This is a genomic window from Thermosynechococcus vestitus BP-1, from assembly GCF_000011345.1.
In the GTDB taxonomy this organism is placed as follows: domain Bacteria; phylum Cyanobacteriota; class Cyanobacteriia; order Thermosynechococcales; family Thermosynechococcaceae; genus Thermosynechococcus; species Thermosynechococcus vestitus.
Genome location: NC_004113.1, coordinates 2,486,172 through 2,500,720, shown reverse-complemented (window position 1 = coordinate 2,500,720; position 14,549 = coordinate 2,486,172). Strand labels below are relative to the sequence as shown.

Sequence of the window (14,549 nt, the reverse complement as noted above, 5' to 3'; positions counted from 1 at the left end):
TCCTTCCTAGGTTGCTTGAGTTGTTTGGGTTGTCCTGCGTTCCGGCTCAGCAAGCCCTACTGGTGCTGTCCTGCTACCGCTGCTTCCTCCATCCCACCCAATTTATTCTGAGGAAGTAAGCCGAGTTGCCAGTGCTACCAAGTTTTCCATCAAGCCAAAGGCCTCTGGCTAATGCTGGCTAATGTTAGTACTGGCGTTCCTCAAATGTCGCTTCTTGATTGCCGGTCTTGCTGCTGGCGGTCTAATTTCTTCGTTGATGAGTGCAGCCAAAATCTCAGGATGATTTGTCATGGCGCGGGCACCTAAATAACAACACCATTCATCACGGACTCATATACCTGACGATATTGCGTTGCCACTAGTTGACTAGCGAAGCATTGTTCTGCCCGTGCCCGGGCATTTTTTCTGAGCTGCGCGCGGCGCACCGAGTCTGACAGCACCCATTCAATGCCCCGCGCAAGATCCTCTGGATCAAATGGTTTGGCCAGGTAACCTGTCTCCTCGTGCTTGACGATATCTGGCAAACCACTGGTATTGAAGGCAACAACGGGGGTACCGCATGCATGCGATTCCGATGCTGTCTGCCCGAATGCTTCTTGCCGAGATGGAACTACCATTACATCAGCCGCGCTATACAATATACGCAGAGTCAGGTCATCGTGCAGATGACCGGTGTAGTGAATTGGAAAACCCAAGTCTGGGGGATTTTTCGGTCGGTGCTCGCCAAAGACTACCAACTGCAGATCGGCAACTTGACCATGAAGATGGTGAAGCGCAGCAAGCAACAGATCAAAACCCTTACGGGGATCTTTACCACCGGCAATAGCCCCAAAAAGCACTAGCGGTACATCTTGGGGAAAGCCCAGCAGCGATCGCGCGAGCTTGGCTTCCACGGGCTGCCAGCGCTCGGTATTGATTGGATTGGGGATTACGCTTACTGGCCAGTCGCGCATCAGGGCACTCTCACGCACACACTGGGCCAACCAACGGCTAGGTGTTACGATCTGCATTGGTTTTTTCCAATGCTTGCACTTGCATAACCATGTCCAGCGATTGAGATCAAATCCAGACTCATCACTGCGCTGGTTATCACGGCAATAGCCCTGCCGCCAGCGACAATCCTCAGCGTAGTGCTCAGCACCGCAGAATGCCCACATGTCATGAAGGGTCCAGACCACCGGTTTGCGTAACCGGCCAATGTCGGCAATCGACAACATCTCCCCCTGAACCCAGTGCAAATGCACTATGTCCACATCGCTTTGGTTTAAAGCTGCTACTCGACCAGAGGGAAGCAAGGCTGGCGAATGCGGGCTCGGATTTCCTGTCTTGAACACCGATTTCAACAAGAGTTGAACCATTGCCGGGCGAAGCCTGGCCAGCGCTTTCCCGAACTTTGTAGTTGGCCCCTGGACTGTCCAATCCCCAGACATCCCAACATCGACGAGAAGGGTGGAGTCTACCCCCACCTCTCGCAAGGCGTGGTGGATGCGGTAGGCCGCACGCGCCGCACCACCGATGATATCAAAATGGTTGAGGTGATAGACCTTCATGGCTTAGCTCCACGATTAAGAAGAAACAACAAAACACGCGTCATGGGCCGTGCCAGTCTACCAGGCAGAAATCTGTTATATTGCCACATTGCTATCGAATATCGTTCGACTTGACGTGCCGCTTCGAGATTTAACTCTCCCCGCCGAATGTATGCCCGTCCATATGCGACTTTATCAGATGGATCAAGCCCCATTGCTTTCATTGCCGCATCCCACGAATAACGTAAGTGGAAAGTTTGCGGTAAGTGACAAAGAATCACCGGAAAAAAACAATTTGCAATCAAGTACTTCCCACCAATGCATAGGCATTGTGCCGTATCATAAACTAGTTGCAAAGGGTCAAATACATGTTCAAAAACATCAGTGGCTACGATTACATCATACTGCTCGATAAGTTTTTTTTGATAGCGAACATTAGGAGTTTTCTCCGCTCGTGCAATAGCCAACGGATGAGGATGTGGCTCAATCACTTCAACTGTTATATCACGTAGCTTTTGTCCGATCATGCGTGCCAAGGTTCCAAAACCTCCACCGAAGTCTGCTACACGCTGCGGCGCCTGTTTCGCTACCCAATTGCTAAATTCCTCTCTGTTTGCCAAGCTTTCCAAATGCTGTTCAATAAACAAGCCATTCAACAACCAGACGGGGTGACTATAAAATGCCGAAATTCGCTCATCCATTACCTCAGGATCACAGCCGAAAATCTTCCATACATCATCGATCAAACTCCAAATCTGATCCAAATTCGGAAAACCTGAAAAGCGACTGAAAACTTCACCCAACCAATGACGCTCTTCTGCAGAAAGGAATACCAAATCATCTGGCGATATCCACTTTGTAAGTTCCATCCATTGAGCCTCCATTTGGTATGTGAAATCGCTGTCGTCGGCGCGAATCAGGCATCCAATCTTCTACGAAGAACAGCTGTTCTCGTTTGTGGAGCAAGCCAACCGATCCAGGTAAAAGGCCTAGAACAGAAAGTCGGCGGCAGCGCTGGCGCTGCGTCGTTGGACATCGAGGAATCCCACAGCTTCGAGTGCGGTCTTTAACAGATGGAAATCCTACAACCACTGATGGCGTTCACCCACTGCCGCAAAGCTGACATTCTAGGTACAAAAGGCTGCTGGTAGCGCAAAGGCACCAGAGCTGGATCCAGGCGCGTACAACATGCCCCCAGAGCACACCGATAAAACGCCGCGGACTGTAGTTTCCCTGCCGGTTTGCAATTGCAATTGCCGGCAAATCTTCCCCTGTCCGCCGACGAACATATTCAATCATCTCGCTACATCTCTCTTCTTGCAAAATAATCTGTCGATAAAACCGTCCCAACTCGCCACCCGGCTCACTGCGAACACATTGATCAATGAGTTCGAACACCACAAAATCCGCCTTGGCATGTTGTCTCGACTCGCGCCTAGCCAGGTATTCACGCACCATATTCTCAAGATCGGGCACCACCAGTCTTAGCACTCCTCCCGGTTGCAACACACGAAAGCATTCACGGAGCAACCCGCTCACCATTGCCCGTGGCACGTGCTCAAAAAAATGTGAGGAATAGACCAATGTTGCCGTGCCATCCGGCAGCGGAAGCCTTGACAGCAGATTGGCTTTACGCACTGCAGGAGAATAAGACACGTAATCCAGATTCAACCAATCGGGTGAATCGACAAAAACAGATCCACAACCAAGATTAACTTTATACATGCAGCATCACTCGCTAATCATATGCTAGAGCCTGCTTATTATTCTTCGGAGACAAGTGTAACAAGCGTAAACATCAAAGAGAATGTTCCAACTTATCAAGATTGTACAGTGGAGGTTTCTTCGCATTATACTATAAGTTTTTTGAGAATACTTTTAGACAAAATCGAGCACCATCGTCCCGTTAAAATGATAGCGCGTCACACCGCCGCTTGATTTTTAATCGAAACCATCTTTTACTCGAAACTGTCATCGAAGCAACCTGGCGAGTTTATTGAAAACACGCTTAACAAATGGTTGCTGAAAACATTTGATATAGCTGAACCTATCGGCCTGGTTATTCCTGATTACTCCCACAGGATGCACCAAAGGAAAATTCATCGGCACACGAGCCATATTGGCCAATTCGCTTGTCCCGTTCGTATGAGTAGCATCAGAACCGAAACCGATATTCGAGATCAGGTTTGTTGCTGGTAGGATGGTTAGCCGACCCTCAACCCAATTCGCAAAAGTCCACTGGTAAGCCCAACTGTTAATTTTACCGCAATATACCTGTTCAAAAATGTTTTCCCAGTAACGTGCTTCCCGTGCATTGCCCACCATATCTATTAGCCAGCCTTCGTCGCGGATGCGCGGCCATTTGGACATCGCGACGTCGTAGCTACCGACCCACCGGTCACGCCAAGTAGCCCAACCCCAGATATGGGTATATTTCGAAAAGTAATAACTATCGCGATTACGGCGGCGCCCGAACTGGAAGTTGTTGCCGCTAATCATGCCGATGCGTTGGTCGTGGCGATAGTGTTCCAGTAGTTCCTGACAAAAACGGAAAAAAGTCGGGTCGGGTAGGCAATCGTCTTCGAGAATAATAGCTTCTTCCACCTGTGCAAACACCCAGTCGATTCCGCTGGAGACGCGCTGCCTGAGACCCAAGTTTGTTTCAGAGAAATTCGTCAGCACTTCGCACTCCCAATTCACGCAATTGATGACGGCGCGCGCAGCGGCAACTTTGTCGGCCTCACCTTGCCGATCAACGCGAGGGCCATCGGCTACCACCAGTAACTTTGGTGGCTTAGCCTTGGCGATTTCGTCAAACACCCGCTTGGTTGTATCGGGCCGGTTGAAGATGATGAAGGCAACCGGCGTGGTCAGTTGAAACTCAGACATCGAAAACATCTACCAAGATAAAAGTTGACTATAGAAAGGTGGCGGTAATTTTAGGGTATGAGATTTTGCTCAGTTTCCATGCGTATTGCAACAAGCACACTGTGTAGACAACAATGCCATAGCGACTGGAAAACACTGACATCAGGCATCTTCCAAAAGAAAGCCAGGCGGAGATCGGGCATCCAGCAACTTCCTGTAAATAATATTAAATTAATTATTCTCTCCCAGAAGTGTTGAAAGATAGATTAAGAGGCTAAAAAAGAAAGAAATGTTGCGGTCTTCCCTTAGAAGAAGAAAGAATATCAACTTACTTTGCATCTTTTGCAACTGTTGTCAAGTCTATTCTCAATCGGCTCAGCCCGTGTGACTACCCTGTCCTGAACTCTCAATTGTTCTTCAAAATCTGCTTGACCTACATCCTCGACTAACGGTTAACCAGCATGAGAGCCTTATTTTATTGCTTAAATCATTCAGGAATTACAGTAGACATCTCCACTTTTTCGAAAGCCAACAAAACTCAGGACACCAGCTTATTCGAAAGGATTTACACTCATCTGATGTCTTAAGCACAAAAGAGACATCATTCTCCCAGGCCGATGATATTTCCTATCGATTCAAGTGTCATTAGCCTGACCAGTCAACTCTTGTGTTTCTATCAATATCATCGAGTGAAGTTAATTACAGGATTTATTTAACAGCGAATATTCTGGGTAAAGCGGTGATTTCTTTTGGGGGAGAGACATGACCTGACCTTTCAAGAGGAGATTCTAGGAATGATCTCTGAGAATGCTTTTGTTGTCATGGATAGAGGGTTTGCGAGTTGGAAATTTTTAGAGCAACTGAGTGAGAGGAACTGTTTATTGTTGTACGTATCAAGAATAACATGAAAATGAAGTTCAATCATCATAGATATCGAGTGGCTCAATTTTATGACGAGAATCAAACGGAGTTTTGTCTTGCGACGAATCTAAAGCATCTGAGAGATGAAGAAGTGAGTCAACTATATCGGCATCGGTGGGCGATTGAGAATCTATGGAAATTTCTGAAGATGCATTTATCCTTAGACAGACTGATTACGAAGAGCTTGAAGGAAGTGGTGAATCAGATTTATATGGTTTTAATTACATATTTAATTTTAGAGCTAGTGGATGCACCTAAATACTTTGGGAGGAAGCTATTAGATAAATTGCGATATTTTCAACTCGAACTCAGTGGTCGGTGCTCGATAGTGCATTGGCGCTTTGATTGGCAGCCAGAGCAACTCGTCACTTATAATGTTAAGTTTTGTTGCAGGATTCAACACTTCTGCCTCAAGAGATTACCTGCTGCTCAATAACAAAAGTTCACTAGACACCAAGGCGCAAAAGAGCGATCGCCCCCATTGCGAGGCCAGCACCGACTGTGGTGTTAATACCATTGACCAGTTCATTACTGAGCCAAGGGTAGCGTCCCTGAAGCGTTGCTCCCACTAGACTCTCCACAACATTGGCAAAGAAAGCAGCAAGAATGCAAATGGGAATGGTGATCGCCCCCATCAAGCCCAGACTCCAGCCTAGCAGAGCAATTACAGTTGCACCAACTAGCCCTGCTAGTGTTCCCTCTAAGCTCACGGCACCTTCAGTTCCCCGCGGCACCGCTTGCAATGTCGTGATCAGAAACGTGCGCTGGCCGTAGGCTTTGCCCACTTCACTGGCACAGGTGTCCGACAGCTTAGTACTAAAACTGGCAACAAACCCCACTAAGAATAACTGCCGCCATTGGGGAAGTAAAACCAGAAGGAGTGCGCAGACAGTACCTGTAAAAGCCGATCCCCAGACATTCTCGGGTCCACGTGCCCCTGAGCGTTTTTCCGCAATACCAGCGGCCTCTTTTTCGGCCATACCAAGGCGGGTGACGGCTGAACCGACAAGGAAATAGACCATGACAATCAGATAGCCTTGCCAGCTTAAGGTGCCCCAAATGAGCACGCCGAGGAGCCATGCATGGAAGAGTCCTGCGGGGGTGAGTAATTTTTGTCGCGTCAGAAGGGCGATCGCCCCAAGGAGAGTATTGAGCAAAACACCCATCCACCAAGGGTTCAGTAACAGGATGCCATCCACCAGAACCGCGCTCCGACTGTACTGGCAGCACCTTATCATACTTTTCAGGGATAGAGGACAGATGATGATCACTTGGCTATTGGAGCCACTGCAACACGCCTTTATGGTCAAAGCACTGGGAGTAAGCACCCTTGTGGGCTGCGTTTGTGCTGTATTGTCTTGTTTTTTGACCCTGAAAGGCTGGGCACTGATGGGGGATGCTGTGTCCCATGCGGTCTTACCTGGTGTGGTTTTGGCCTACTGGCTAGGGTTACCCTTTGCTTTGGGAGCTTTTGTCTTTGGTTTGATGGCCGTGACCCTGATTGGTTTCATTCAGCAGCAAACAAGGGTGAAGGAGGATACCGTTATTGGCTTGGTGTTTACGGGCTTTTTTGCCTTGGGGTTGGTGTTGCTCTCGAAGACCGCCAGTAGCGTTGACCTAATGCACATTCTCTTTGGGAATGTCTTGGGGATTAGCGATCGCGACCTCTGGCAAACGGTCATTGTTAGCCTCATTACATTGATCACGCTCGCCCTCCTGCATCGCGACTTCATCCTCTTTTGCTTTGACCCCACCCATGCCCGCACCATTGGCTTGAATACAACGCTGCTATACTATCTTCTGCTGGCGTTGCTGTCCCTAACCACTGTGGCGGCCCTGCAAACCGTGGGCATCATTCTCGTTGTGGCGATGCTCATTACACCGGGGGCAACCGCCTATTTGCTAAGCGATCGCTTTGGCATCATGGTACTGATTGCCCTAGCCGTGGGTGGTCTCGGCAGTTTGCTAGGCACCTACATCAGTTACTATCTGGATGCGTCAACGGGGGGCTGCATTGTTGTTCTGCAAACAGTCATTTTTTTGCTGACGATGATTTTTGCCCCCAAGCACGGTCTTTTGGCCAAAGCCCGCTCCCCCCTGAGTTAGAAGAATGATAAAGATTGTTTTGTGGGGGATTGTCGATGCCGTTGCTAGGGTTCATGATATAGTTGCCCCATATTTATCATGGGTAAAGACAGTTGCGTTATGGAGTCAGATCAACAGTGGCCTACGGAACCTGTTCCCCCTGAAGTCCCCCCGTCCTTTATTTCGGGAGAGGTAGCCATTGCATCTGGCGACAATGGTCATGGCGCACCAACCGATGTCTTAAGGAGTTATGACAAATTGGTGGAAACTTCAGCGGCACGCATCAAAGTGATTGGTGTCGGTGGTGGCGGTGGCAATGCAGTAAACCGCATGATTGCCAGTAATGTGGCGGGTGTTGAATTTTGGTGTGTCAATACTGATGCGCAGGCGATCGCCCAATCCCAAGCCCACCGCTGCCTGCAAATTGGCCAGAAACTCACCCGTGGTCTTGGCGCAGGTGGCAACCCCGCCATTGGTCAAAAGGCGGCCGAAGAATCCCGCGAAGACCTGGCTGCGGCGCTCAAGGACGCTGATTTGATTTTCATTACCTGTGGCATGGGGGGCGGCACTGGCACCGGCGCTGCCCCAATTGTGGCGGAAGTGGCCAAGGAACAGGGAGCCCTCACCGTTGCAGTGGTGACCCGCCCCTTTACCTTTGAGGGTCGTCGTCGAGCGAACCAAGCCGATGAAGGGATTGAAGCACTGCAAAGTCGCGTGGATACCCTAATCGTGATTCCCAATGACAAGATTCTCTCGGTCATCTCTGAGCAAACATCGGTTCAGGATGCGTTTCGCGTTGCTGATGATGTGCTGCGCCAAGGGGTTCAGGGGATTTCCGACATTATCAACGTGCCGGGGCTGATTAACGTGGATTTTGCCGATATTCGCTCGGTGATGGCTGATGCCGGTTCTGCCATGATGGGCATTGGTATTGCCTCTGGAAAGTCACGGGCCACTGAAGCTGCCCTCAGCGCCATTTCTTCACCTCTACTGGAGCGGTCTATCGAGGGTGCCAAGGGCGTTGTCTTTAACATTACAGGGGGCACCGATCTCAGTCTCCATGAAGTCAATGCTGCCGCAGACGTCATTTACAATGTGGCCGATGCCAACGCCAATATCATCTTTGGTGCTGTCATTGATCCGCAAATGCAGGGGGAAGTTCAAATCACCGTTATCGCCACTGGCTTTAGTGGTGAACCCATGAGCCGCACCCGTGCCACAACCAAGACAACACCCCTGACGAACCGCCCCCTAGCAACGACATCTCCCCCTCCTGAAGCGCCTGCACCAGAGGTTGAAGCCAAACCGAAGTTGGACATTCCTGAATTTCTCCAGCGACGGCGACCGACCCCCTAGGTATGCCAGGCATCCCTCCTGCAGCCGGGGGCAGTTGACCTCAAAGACCCAATTCACGAGCGATCGCTCGTAGCCCCTCGCGGTAGGAGGGATAGCGGAGTTGCACCCCTAAGGCCTGCTTGATTTTGTCATTGCGCACTCGGCGGGATTCACGCCAAAAAGATTGAGCCATTGGACTCAGATTGGCTGCCTCCAAGGGTATTGCTGGTGGTGCTGGACGACCCAAAAGACGATAGGCCTCAAGTAGCACAGGGAGCGACTCTGAGGGTTGATCATCACTCAGGTTATAGATTTCCTGTGGGGTAGGCTGTGCCAGCGATCGCTCAAGGGTTTGGACAATATCTGCCACATGGATACGGCAAAAGTAGTGCCCCGGCTTATCAATGAGTTGAACATCGCCCTTGAGAATACGAGCGATAGGATTACGCCCTTCTCCGGGGCCATAGATGCCGGGGAGGCGAAAAATGTGGGTAGGCAAATTGGCGTTAAGAAAGACTTGCTCAATCCTGACGCGGTGTTGTGAACGCAAATTTTGGGGATTGACGGGTGTCGTTTCATCTACCCAGCCCCCTTGGCGATCGCCATAGACCCCCGTTGTCGAAAGATAGCCAAACCAATGCAGATTCAGTTTTTCTAACTGAGGCAACAGTGCTAGCGCAACCGCATCCTCCCCTTGGCGATCGGGGGGAATACCATTAAGGACGTGGGTTACCCCCTCAAGGGCAGCTGGTGCTAAGGGAAGTTGCTCCCCCTGCTGCTCCCATTTAAAGGGAAAACAGGGAAGGGTGCTGAGTTCTGGCGGCGGCTCCCCCCGACGGTTGGTCATGACCACATCAATGCCTTGGGCGTGGAGCGATCGCGCCAACCAAGTTCCTGTATAACCACAACCGAGAATAAGAACCCGCATTGCCCGCTAATCTTGGCAAGAGGCTGCCGGTGCCTCCACCAACCGTACCTTCTTGGCCAAGCCCAGCAATTGCAAGAAGCGAATGGTGAGCCACGTCAGATCCAATTCCCACCACTGCAAACCATGGCGTGCCGAGTATTGATAGGCGTGGTGATTATTGTGCCAGCCCTCACCAAAGGTTAACAGAGCTACCCACCAGCAATTTGTTGAGTGATCCGTGGTTTCAAAGGTGCGATAGCCAAAGGTATGGGTGGCACTGTTGACAAGCCAAGTGGTGTGATAGACTGTTACCAGCCGCACAAAAATTCCCCAAACCACAAATGGCCAGCCCCCCCAAAGATAAAGGACAATCGCCAAGACCACCTGAATGGGAAGAAAGTACCTGTCAAGAAACCGATAGACGGGGTCATCAGCAATATCCTTGGTGAAACGGGGAATTTCTGCCTCCGCCGGCACCTCATGAAACATCCATTCAATATGGCTCCACCAAAAGCCCTTACGGGAATCGTGGTGATCATTCGGTTGATCGGAGTACAGATGGTGATGGCGGTGCAGCCCCACCCACCAAATCGGCCCCCCTTGCATTGAGAGCGTGCCGCAAAAGACCAGGAAATACTCCAGCCATTTAGGGACCTGGAAGCTACGATGGGAGACCAGACGGTGCCAACCCAAGGTAATACCAATGCCAGCGGTCAACCAGTGGAGCACAAGGGCCAGCAGAACTGCCTGCCAGCTAAACATGCTGGGTAAAAAAGCAAGAAGAGCACCGAGGTGGACAAAAATAATAAAGGTCGCCGTAGGCCAGGCAATGGGGGGTTTGGCAACGGTCGCTTGGGTCATGAACACATCCTTGAAACAACTAATAGGTCGCTGTTCTCTCTAGGCTGAGCTTGAACAGCCCCTATCAGACTTTAGTATAACGAGCTACGGTTGAGTCTCTTTACTTAGAATGTGTTGCCCAAGACGAATGATGGAGCCTTTGCCTCTAGAAATTCCCTCTGCTGGGGGAAGTTTCCGGGGAAAGTGTCGCCGAAAATAGCAGGCATCATACCAAATAGCAGGCTGATTATTTCATTGTCTGTGGTTTTGTAACGAAATGTTGCGTTTTCTCAGATTAATCCCTAGGATAGAGGGTAAGGTGTGGTAGTTATAGGAATCATGAAAACGCCACGTTGGACACGACTCATTGACTTCCTACAGCGGGAGATGGCACTGCCCACCGCTGCCATTGACCTTGGCCTCAAGCACTGCGATGAGCAGGTGAATCTGTTGCCGGTTGTTCTTTGGCAGTATGGCTTGGTGAGCCTTGAGCAGCTGGACCGCATCTTTGATTGGCTAGAAGCGAGTCAGCCCTAGTGGCGCTCTCAGAATTCCTTTATTTAGGCTTAATGAATGACTGTTTCCATAGCAACAAAGTCGTAGCTTTGGGAAATGCCTAACTGTTGAGGCACAGAGATAGGACTTTGCCAGCCGACGGGTTGAATTGACAACAGGGGTGAAGAGCTCTTAAACGTTCCCCACAGATGAACCTGCTTGCCGAGTAGCTCTGGTGGAACCATAATTTTGTAACTACAACCATTGCGACCAGCAGGTGACAAAGTAGCGGTAGCACCTCCTACTGGAAAGCCGCCGGGAGGATGCAGTGTGGCATTAATCACAATCTCATTGCAGGAGATGGAATGGGATTTAGTAATCTTTCCGATGATGGTAGGGTGCACCTGTAGATTGCTTGGGGTTTTCAATTCCCCATTATTACTTGGGCGTTGCGATTGCAGGGTCTGGGTGGAAGCGAGAGGTACAGCACGGCTCACAGCGGGGCTGAGGGCAACGGCGAGGCAAGCGAGAAGTAAGCCTTTCTGATTTAGCATTTGGGTGTCCTTTGTGTGGGTGGAGAGAACGGTTTTGTCTGGCCCCTCCGGAGTGAATACTCTTAATCTTAGATGGGCTGACTAAGAGCACCGGTGGTGTTTCTCACCCCCAACTGATGATGCTCATCACCAAGGGCGGTGACCCTTGAAGCCATTGAGTGGAGGAATTGACCAGTGGATACTTGGGAGTAGGGAAGTGGCTCTATGAGCAGGTGGGCTTGAATCGCCTTACAGCCAAGATGTTGGCGGAGTTGTCCTTGACCCCAAGTTTCTACACCTTCGGTGACGGTAGGAATCTCTAAGCCATTGCCTAAATGAATAATGGCTTTCTGAGGGGAACCATGGTGAAGCAGAGTTCCCGGTGCCGACCTTGCAGAGACATTTGCTGTTGCCAACGTTGCCAACAATGATCACAGCAATGTGAGCGGTGCTTCATCCTGAAGCAGTGAGGCCACGGAGAAGGAATGCCCCAATAGCTCCTGGTCAATGCCGTTGATACTAATGACTTGATATTGGGGCGGGTGGGAGAAACACCAATCAGCAGTAGCCCTTGGGCACTGTAGTTAAAAAGAATCTCCAGCGGGCGATCGCCATGGAGAGGGAGAAAGCAGCCAGTGTCTGATTTTGCAGAGGAGAGGGCTGAACCATAACCATAGTTACCGGCGGTTTTTTGCTTTAGCGTGCCCAATTTACAGTAGAACGCCTTAGCTACATTGCTAATTAGTTAGATTTCTAAATAGAAAACAATTTGCAAGAAATTAATAAAAGTATTCCTGTCAATCCTAAGGCCATGAGATAAATCTGGCGGCTAAGGTCAAGCGCAGACTGGATCGTTTTTTGGTCAAGGGAGTGCAACGGTTCTCCTAAAAAGGGTTTCACCTTCACCGTGCCGCGATAGATATTCGTGCCCCCCAGACGTACCCCCAAAGCGGCTGCATAGGCACACTCACTCCACCCTGAATTGGGGCTAGGGTCCTTAGGAGCATCACGGCAACACCACTGCCACACTCGCTGCCACTGCCCGGAGCAGAGAGCAACGAGAAAGACCAACAACCGACAGGGCAACCATGTGAGGACATCTTCAGTTTTGGCGGCAAACCAGCCCCAATGGGTGTAGGGTGGCTCACGGTAGCCGATCATCGAGTCCAAGGTGCTGGCGGCTTTATAGGCCATGACCAGCGGCAAGGGGCTCCCTTGCGGCACGATAAGGGTGGCGATCGCTCCATAAAAAAGCGGTGCCATCATGCCGTCGGTGGCATTTTCACTAACAGTTTCCAGTAGGGCGCGCAGTATCTCGGCTGGCTCTAGGTGGGAAGTCTCACGCCCGACATATTTGGCTAAGGCCTGCCGTGCCCCTGTAACATTCCCCGTTGCTAAGGGGGCTAATACCTCTGCTGCGGCATCCTGCAGACTACGGCCGGCAAAGCCGCTGGCGGTACCGACGACTGCAATCCCCCAACCCACCACGGGTGAAATTGCCATTCCCACTGCCACTAAGCCCCAACTGATGAGGCCTGAACCTACGATTAAGCTCAAGCTCAGAACTGCCCCCCCTATCCGCTGCGCCCACACTGGCCAGCCTTGGCCATAGTTCAACCGCTTGCTCAGGCATTGGATATAGGCTCCCATCCAGCGTACGGGATGTGGCCAGCCCCAGGGGTCCCCAAGGGCAAAATCAAGGAGAGCAGCGGCCACAAGAGTTGTGTAGGCAATGAGTGGACAAGACACAGGAACGTTGACATCCTCCCCCCGCTAAAGCAGGGGGATTCCCAAAATCACTTTTGAGACTTTCTGTTTCTTCGCAGTTGCCCTCCAGACGTATGTCTATCAGGTCTTACACCCGCTCCACAGACTGTAACCGTGTGTCCCACGGCCAAAATATTCCCAGCGGCATTTATATCCCGATCATGGTGCGCCCCACACTTAGGACAGTCCCATTCTCGGACGCTCAATGGCAACCGCTCAACAATGTGACCACACTGTCCACAGCGTTTAGAACTGGGAAACCATCGGTCAATCTTCACCAGTGTCCGACCATACCACTGGGCCTTGTATTCCAATTGCCGTACCAGTTCACCCCATCCAGCATCACTGATGGATCGGGCAAGCTGACGGTTCTTGACCATATTCTTCACAGCCAACGACTCGATTATGATCGTTTGGTTTTCACGTATCAATCGAGTCGTCAACTGGTGCAAATGGTCTTTTCTGGAATCAGAGATTTTCTGGTGAATCTTGGCAACTTTCAACCGCGCCTTATCCCAATTGCGAGAGCCTTTTTGTTTGCGACTCAAAGACCGCTGCGCCTTACGGAGTCGTTTGTAGTAGCGGTTAAAGTGCTTGGGGTTGGCAATCTTTTCCCCTGTACTCAGGGTAATGAGACTGCTCATCCCTACGTCCAAACCAACCGACGGGTCGACGGGCTGCAGTGTCAAATCTCTGGGGTCATCAAACCTCAGACTGATGTACCACTGTCCAGCAGGGTTAAGCCTGATGGTCACCGTGGATGGTTCAACACCATCTGGAAGCCGTCTCGACCAGAGAATATTCGGCGGTTCGTTGCACTTTGCCAAGAATACTTTTCCGTCTTTCCACCTAAAAGCAGACTTGGTGAATTCTGCGCTACCGCCATTGCGTTTCTTTTTGAAGTTGGGATATTTTGCCCGACCTGCAAAAAAGTTAGTGAAAGCAGATTGCAGATGTCTCAATGCCTGCTGCAAGGGAACACAGCTAACCTCATTCAAAAACTGAAGGTCATCTTGCTTCTTCCACTGAGTAAGCAAGGCAGAGGTTTGAACGTAGTCAAGTCTCTCTTTTCGTTCATACCAGGCTTCTGTTCTGGCTGCCAGTGCTCGGTTATAAACCAACCGAACACAGCCCAATGTTCTCCGAAGCAGGGATTCCTGCTCGGTCGTTGGGTAGAAGCGGTAACTGAAAGCCTTTTGCATGCTTTAAATTATAGCGATTATTCTGTGAGTAACACAACTATACTTGGCAGTCACAGACTGCCGCTCC

At 50.5% G+C, this 14,549-nt stretch carries 15 protein-coding genes; 4 read left to right on the top strand and 11 right to left on the bottom strand.

From position 1 onward, the window contains the following. Positions 1-302: 302 nt before the first annotated feature. The 4 genes from TLL_RS12145 to TLL_RS12130 form a co-directional block, all read right to left on the bottom strand. Positions 303-1,550, bottom strand: a complete 1,248-nt coding sequence (locus TLL_RS12145; RefSeq protein WP_011058221.1) for a glycosyltransferase family 4 protein — start codon at positions 1,548-1,550, stop codon at positions 303-305. Beyond that, positions 1,547-2,398, bottom strand: coding sequence for a class I SAM-dependent methyltransferase (locus tag TLL_RS12140; RefSeq protein ID WP_164921040.1), 852 nt, complete (start codon positions 2,396-2,398; stop codon positions 1,547-1,549). The genes TLL_RS12145 and TLL_RS12140 overlap by 4 nt, the downstream gene beginning before the upstream one ends. A gap of 232 nt (positions 2,399-2,630) precedes the next feature. After that, a complete protein-coding gene (locus tag TLL_RS12135) occupies positions 2,631-3,254 on the bottom strand; it encodes a class I SAM-dependent methyltransferase (protein ID WP_011058219.1) in 624 nt (207 codons plus the stop codon). Between the two features lie 246 nt (positions 3,255-3,500). Beyond that, entirely contained in the window at positions 3,501-4,418 is a 918-nt protein-coding gene (locus TLL_RS12130; RefSeq protein WP_011058218.1) for a hemolytic protein HlpA, read from the bottom strand. Positions 4,419-5,271: 853 nt separating this feature from the next. Here TLL_RS12130 and TLL_RS13610 point away from each other — a divergent pair. After that, positions 5,272-5,754: a transposase gene (locus TLL_RS13610; protein ID WP_407635184.1), complete on the top strand. Its 483-nt coding sequence runs from the start codon at positions 5,272-5,274 to the stop codon at positions 5,752-5,754. Positions 5,755-5,764: 10 nt separating this feature from the next. Here the strand turns inward: TLL_RS13610 and TLL_RS12120 are convergent, their stop codons facing one another. Next, a complete protein-coding gene (locus TLL_RS12120; protein WP_164921039.1) occupies positions 5,765-6,556 on the bottom strand; it encodes a TIGR00297 family protein in 792 nt (263 codons plus the stop codon). Between the two features lie 22 nt (positions 6,557-6,578). Between TLL_RS12120 and TLL_RS12115 the strand changes: the two genes are divergently transcribed. Both TLL_RS12115 and ftsZ read left to right on the top strand, forming a co-directional pair. Then, positions 6,579-7,424: a metal ABC transporter permease gene (locus TLL_RS12115; RefSeq protein ID WP_011058215.1), complete on the top strand. Its 846-nt coding sequence runs from the start codon at positions 6,579-6,581 to the stop codon at positions 7,422-7,424. Positions 7,425-7,523: 99 nt separating this feature from the next. Further along, positions 7,524-8,759, top strand: coding sequence for a cell division protein FtsZ (gene ftsZ / locus TLL_RS12110; RefSeq protein WP_231833786.1), 1,236 nt, complete (start codon positions 7,524-7,526; stop codon positions 8,757-8,759). A gap of 40 nt (positions 8,760-8,799) precedes the next feature. Here the strand turns inward: ftsZ and TLL_RS12105 are convergent, their stop codons facing one another. Further along, on the bottom strand, positions 8,800-9,666 hold the full coding sequence (locus TLL_RS12105) for an SDR family oxidoreductase (protein ID WP_011058213.1): 867 nt from the start codon (positions 9,664-9,666) through the stop codon (positions 8,800-8,802). A 6-nt stretch (positions 9,667-9,672) separates the two neighbouring features. Further along, positions 9,673-10,506, bottom strand: a complete 834-nt coding sequence (locus TLL_RS12100; protein WP_164921038.1) for an acyl-CoA desaturase — start codon at positions 10,504-10,506, stop codon at positions 9,673-9,675. A 318-nt stretch (positions 10,507-10,824) separates the two neighbouring features. On the opposite strand from TLL_RS12100, the gene TLL_RS12095 reads away from it, so the two are divergent. Further along, complete coding sequence (locus tag TLL_RS12095; RefSeq protein WP_164921037.1) at positions 10,825-11,022, top strand: DUF2949 domain-containing protein; 198 nt, start codon at positions 10,825-10,827, stop codon at positions 11,020-11,022. Positions 11,023-11,051: 29 nt separating this feature from the next. Here the strand turns inward: TLL_RS12095 and TLL_RS12090 are convergent, their stop codons facing one another. From TLL_RS12090 to TLL_RS12075, 4 genes are all read right to left on the bottom strand, one after another. Then, positions 11,052-11,534, bottom strand: coding sequence for a hypothetical protein (locus TLL_RS12090; RefSeq protein WP_011058210.1), 483 nt, complete (start codon positions 11,532-11,534; stop codon positions 11,052-11,054). A gap of 68 nt (positions 11,535-11,602) precedes the next feature. Then, the gene (locus TLL_RS12085) at positions 11,603-11,938 is read right to left on the bottom strand and encodes a hypothetical protein (protein ID WP_164921036.1); all 336 of its coding nucleotides are present in this window, start codon (positions 11,936-11,938) and stop codon (positions 11,603-11,605) included. 328 nt (positions 11,939-12,266) lie between these two features. Next, complete coding sequence (gene cbiB, locus TLL_RS12080) at positions 12,267-13,262, bottom strand: adenosylcobinamide-phosphate synthase CbiB (protein ID WP_011058209.1); 996 nt, start codon at positions 13,260-13,262, stop codon at positions 12,267-12,269. Between the two features lie 47 nt (positions 13,263-13,309). Next, positions 13,310-14,482: an RNA-guided endonuclease InsQ/TnpB family protein gene (locus TLL_RS12075; protein WP_011056363.1), complete on the bottom strand. Its 1,173-nt coding sequence runs from the start codon at positions 14,480-14,482 to the stop codon at positions 13,310-13,312. Between the last annotated feature and the right edge of the window lie 67 nt (positions 14,483-14,549).

What these genes read in the sequence shown, in the direction of transcription:
- ftsZ (WP_231833786.1), top strand. Translation starts at nt 7,524, where the DNA reads ATGGAGTCAGATCAACAGTGGCCTACGGAACCTGTTCCCCCTGAAGTC.
- TLL_RS12095 (WP_164921037.1), top strand. Translation starts at nt 10,825, where the DNA reads ATGAAAACGCCACGTTGGACACGACTCATTGACTTCCTACAGCGGGAG.
- TLL_RS12135 (WP_011058219.1), bottom strand. Translation starts at nt 3,254, where the DNA reads ATGTATAAAGTTAATCTTGGTTGTGGATCTGTTTTTGTCGATTCACCC.
- TLL_RS12105 (WP_011058213.1), bottom strand. Translation starts at nt 9,666, where the DNA reads ATGCGGGTTCTTATTCTCGGTTGTGGTTATACAGGAACTTGGTTGGCG.
- TLL_RS12090 (WP_011058210.1), bottom strand. Translation starts at nt 11,534, where the DNA reads ATGCTAAATCAGAAAGGCTTACTTCTCGCTTGCCTCGCCGTTGCCCTC.
- TLL_RS12115 (WP_011058215.1), top strand. Translation starts at nt 6,579, where the DNA reads ATGATGATCACTTGGCTATTGGAGCCACTGCAACACGCCTTTATGGTC.
- TLL_RS12100 (WP_164921038.1), bottom strand. Translation starts at nt 10,506, where the DNA reads ATGACCCAAGCGACCGTTGCCAAACCCCCCATTGCCTGGCCTACGGCG.
- TLL_RS12140 (WP_164921040.1), bottom strand. Translation starts at nt 2,398, where the DNA reads ATGGAACTTACAAAGTGGATATCGCCAGATGATTTGGTATTCCTTTCT.
- TLL_RS12120 (WP_164921039.1), bottom strand. Translation starts at nt 6,556, where the DNA reads ATGATAAGGTGCTGCCAGTACAGTCGGAGCGCGGTTCTGGTGGATGGC.
- TLL_RS12130 (WP_011058218.1), bottom strand. Translation starts at nt 4,418, where the DNA reads ATGTCTGAGTTTCAACTGACCACGCCGGTTGCCTTCATCATCTTCAAC.
- TLL_RS12145 (WP_011058221.1), bottom strand. Translation starts at nt 1,550, where the DNA reads ATGAAGGTCTATCACCTCAACCATTTTGATATCATCGGTGGTGCGGCG.
- TLL_RS12075 (WP_011056363.1), bottom strand. Translation starts at nt 14,482, where the DNA reads ATGCAAAAGGCTTTCAGTTACCGCTTCTACCCAACGACCGAGCAGGAA.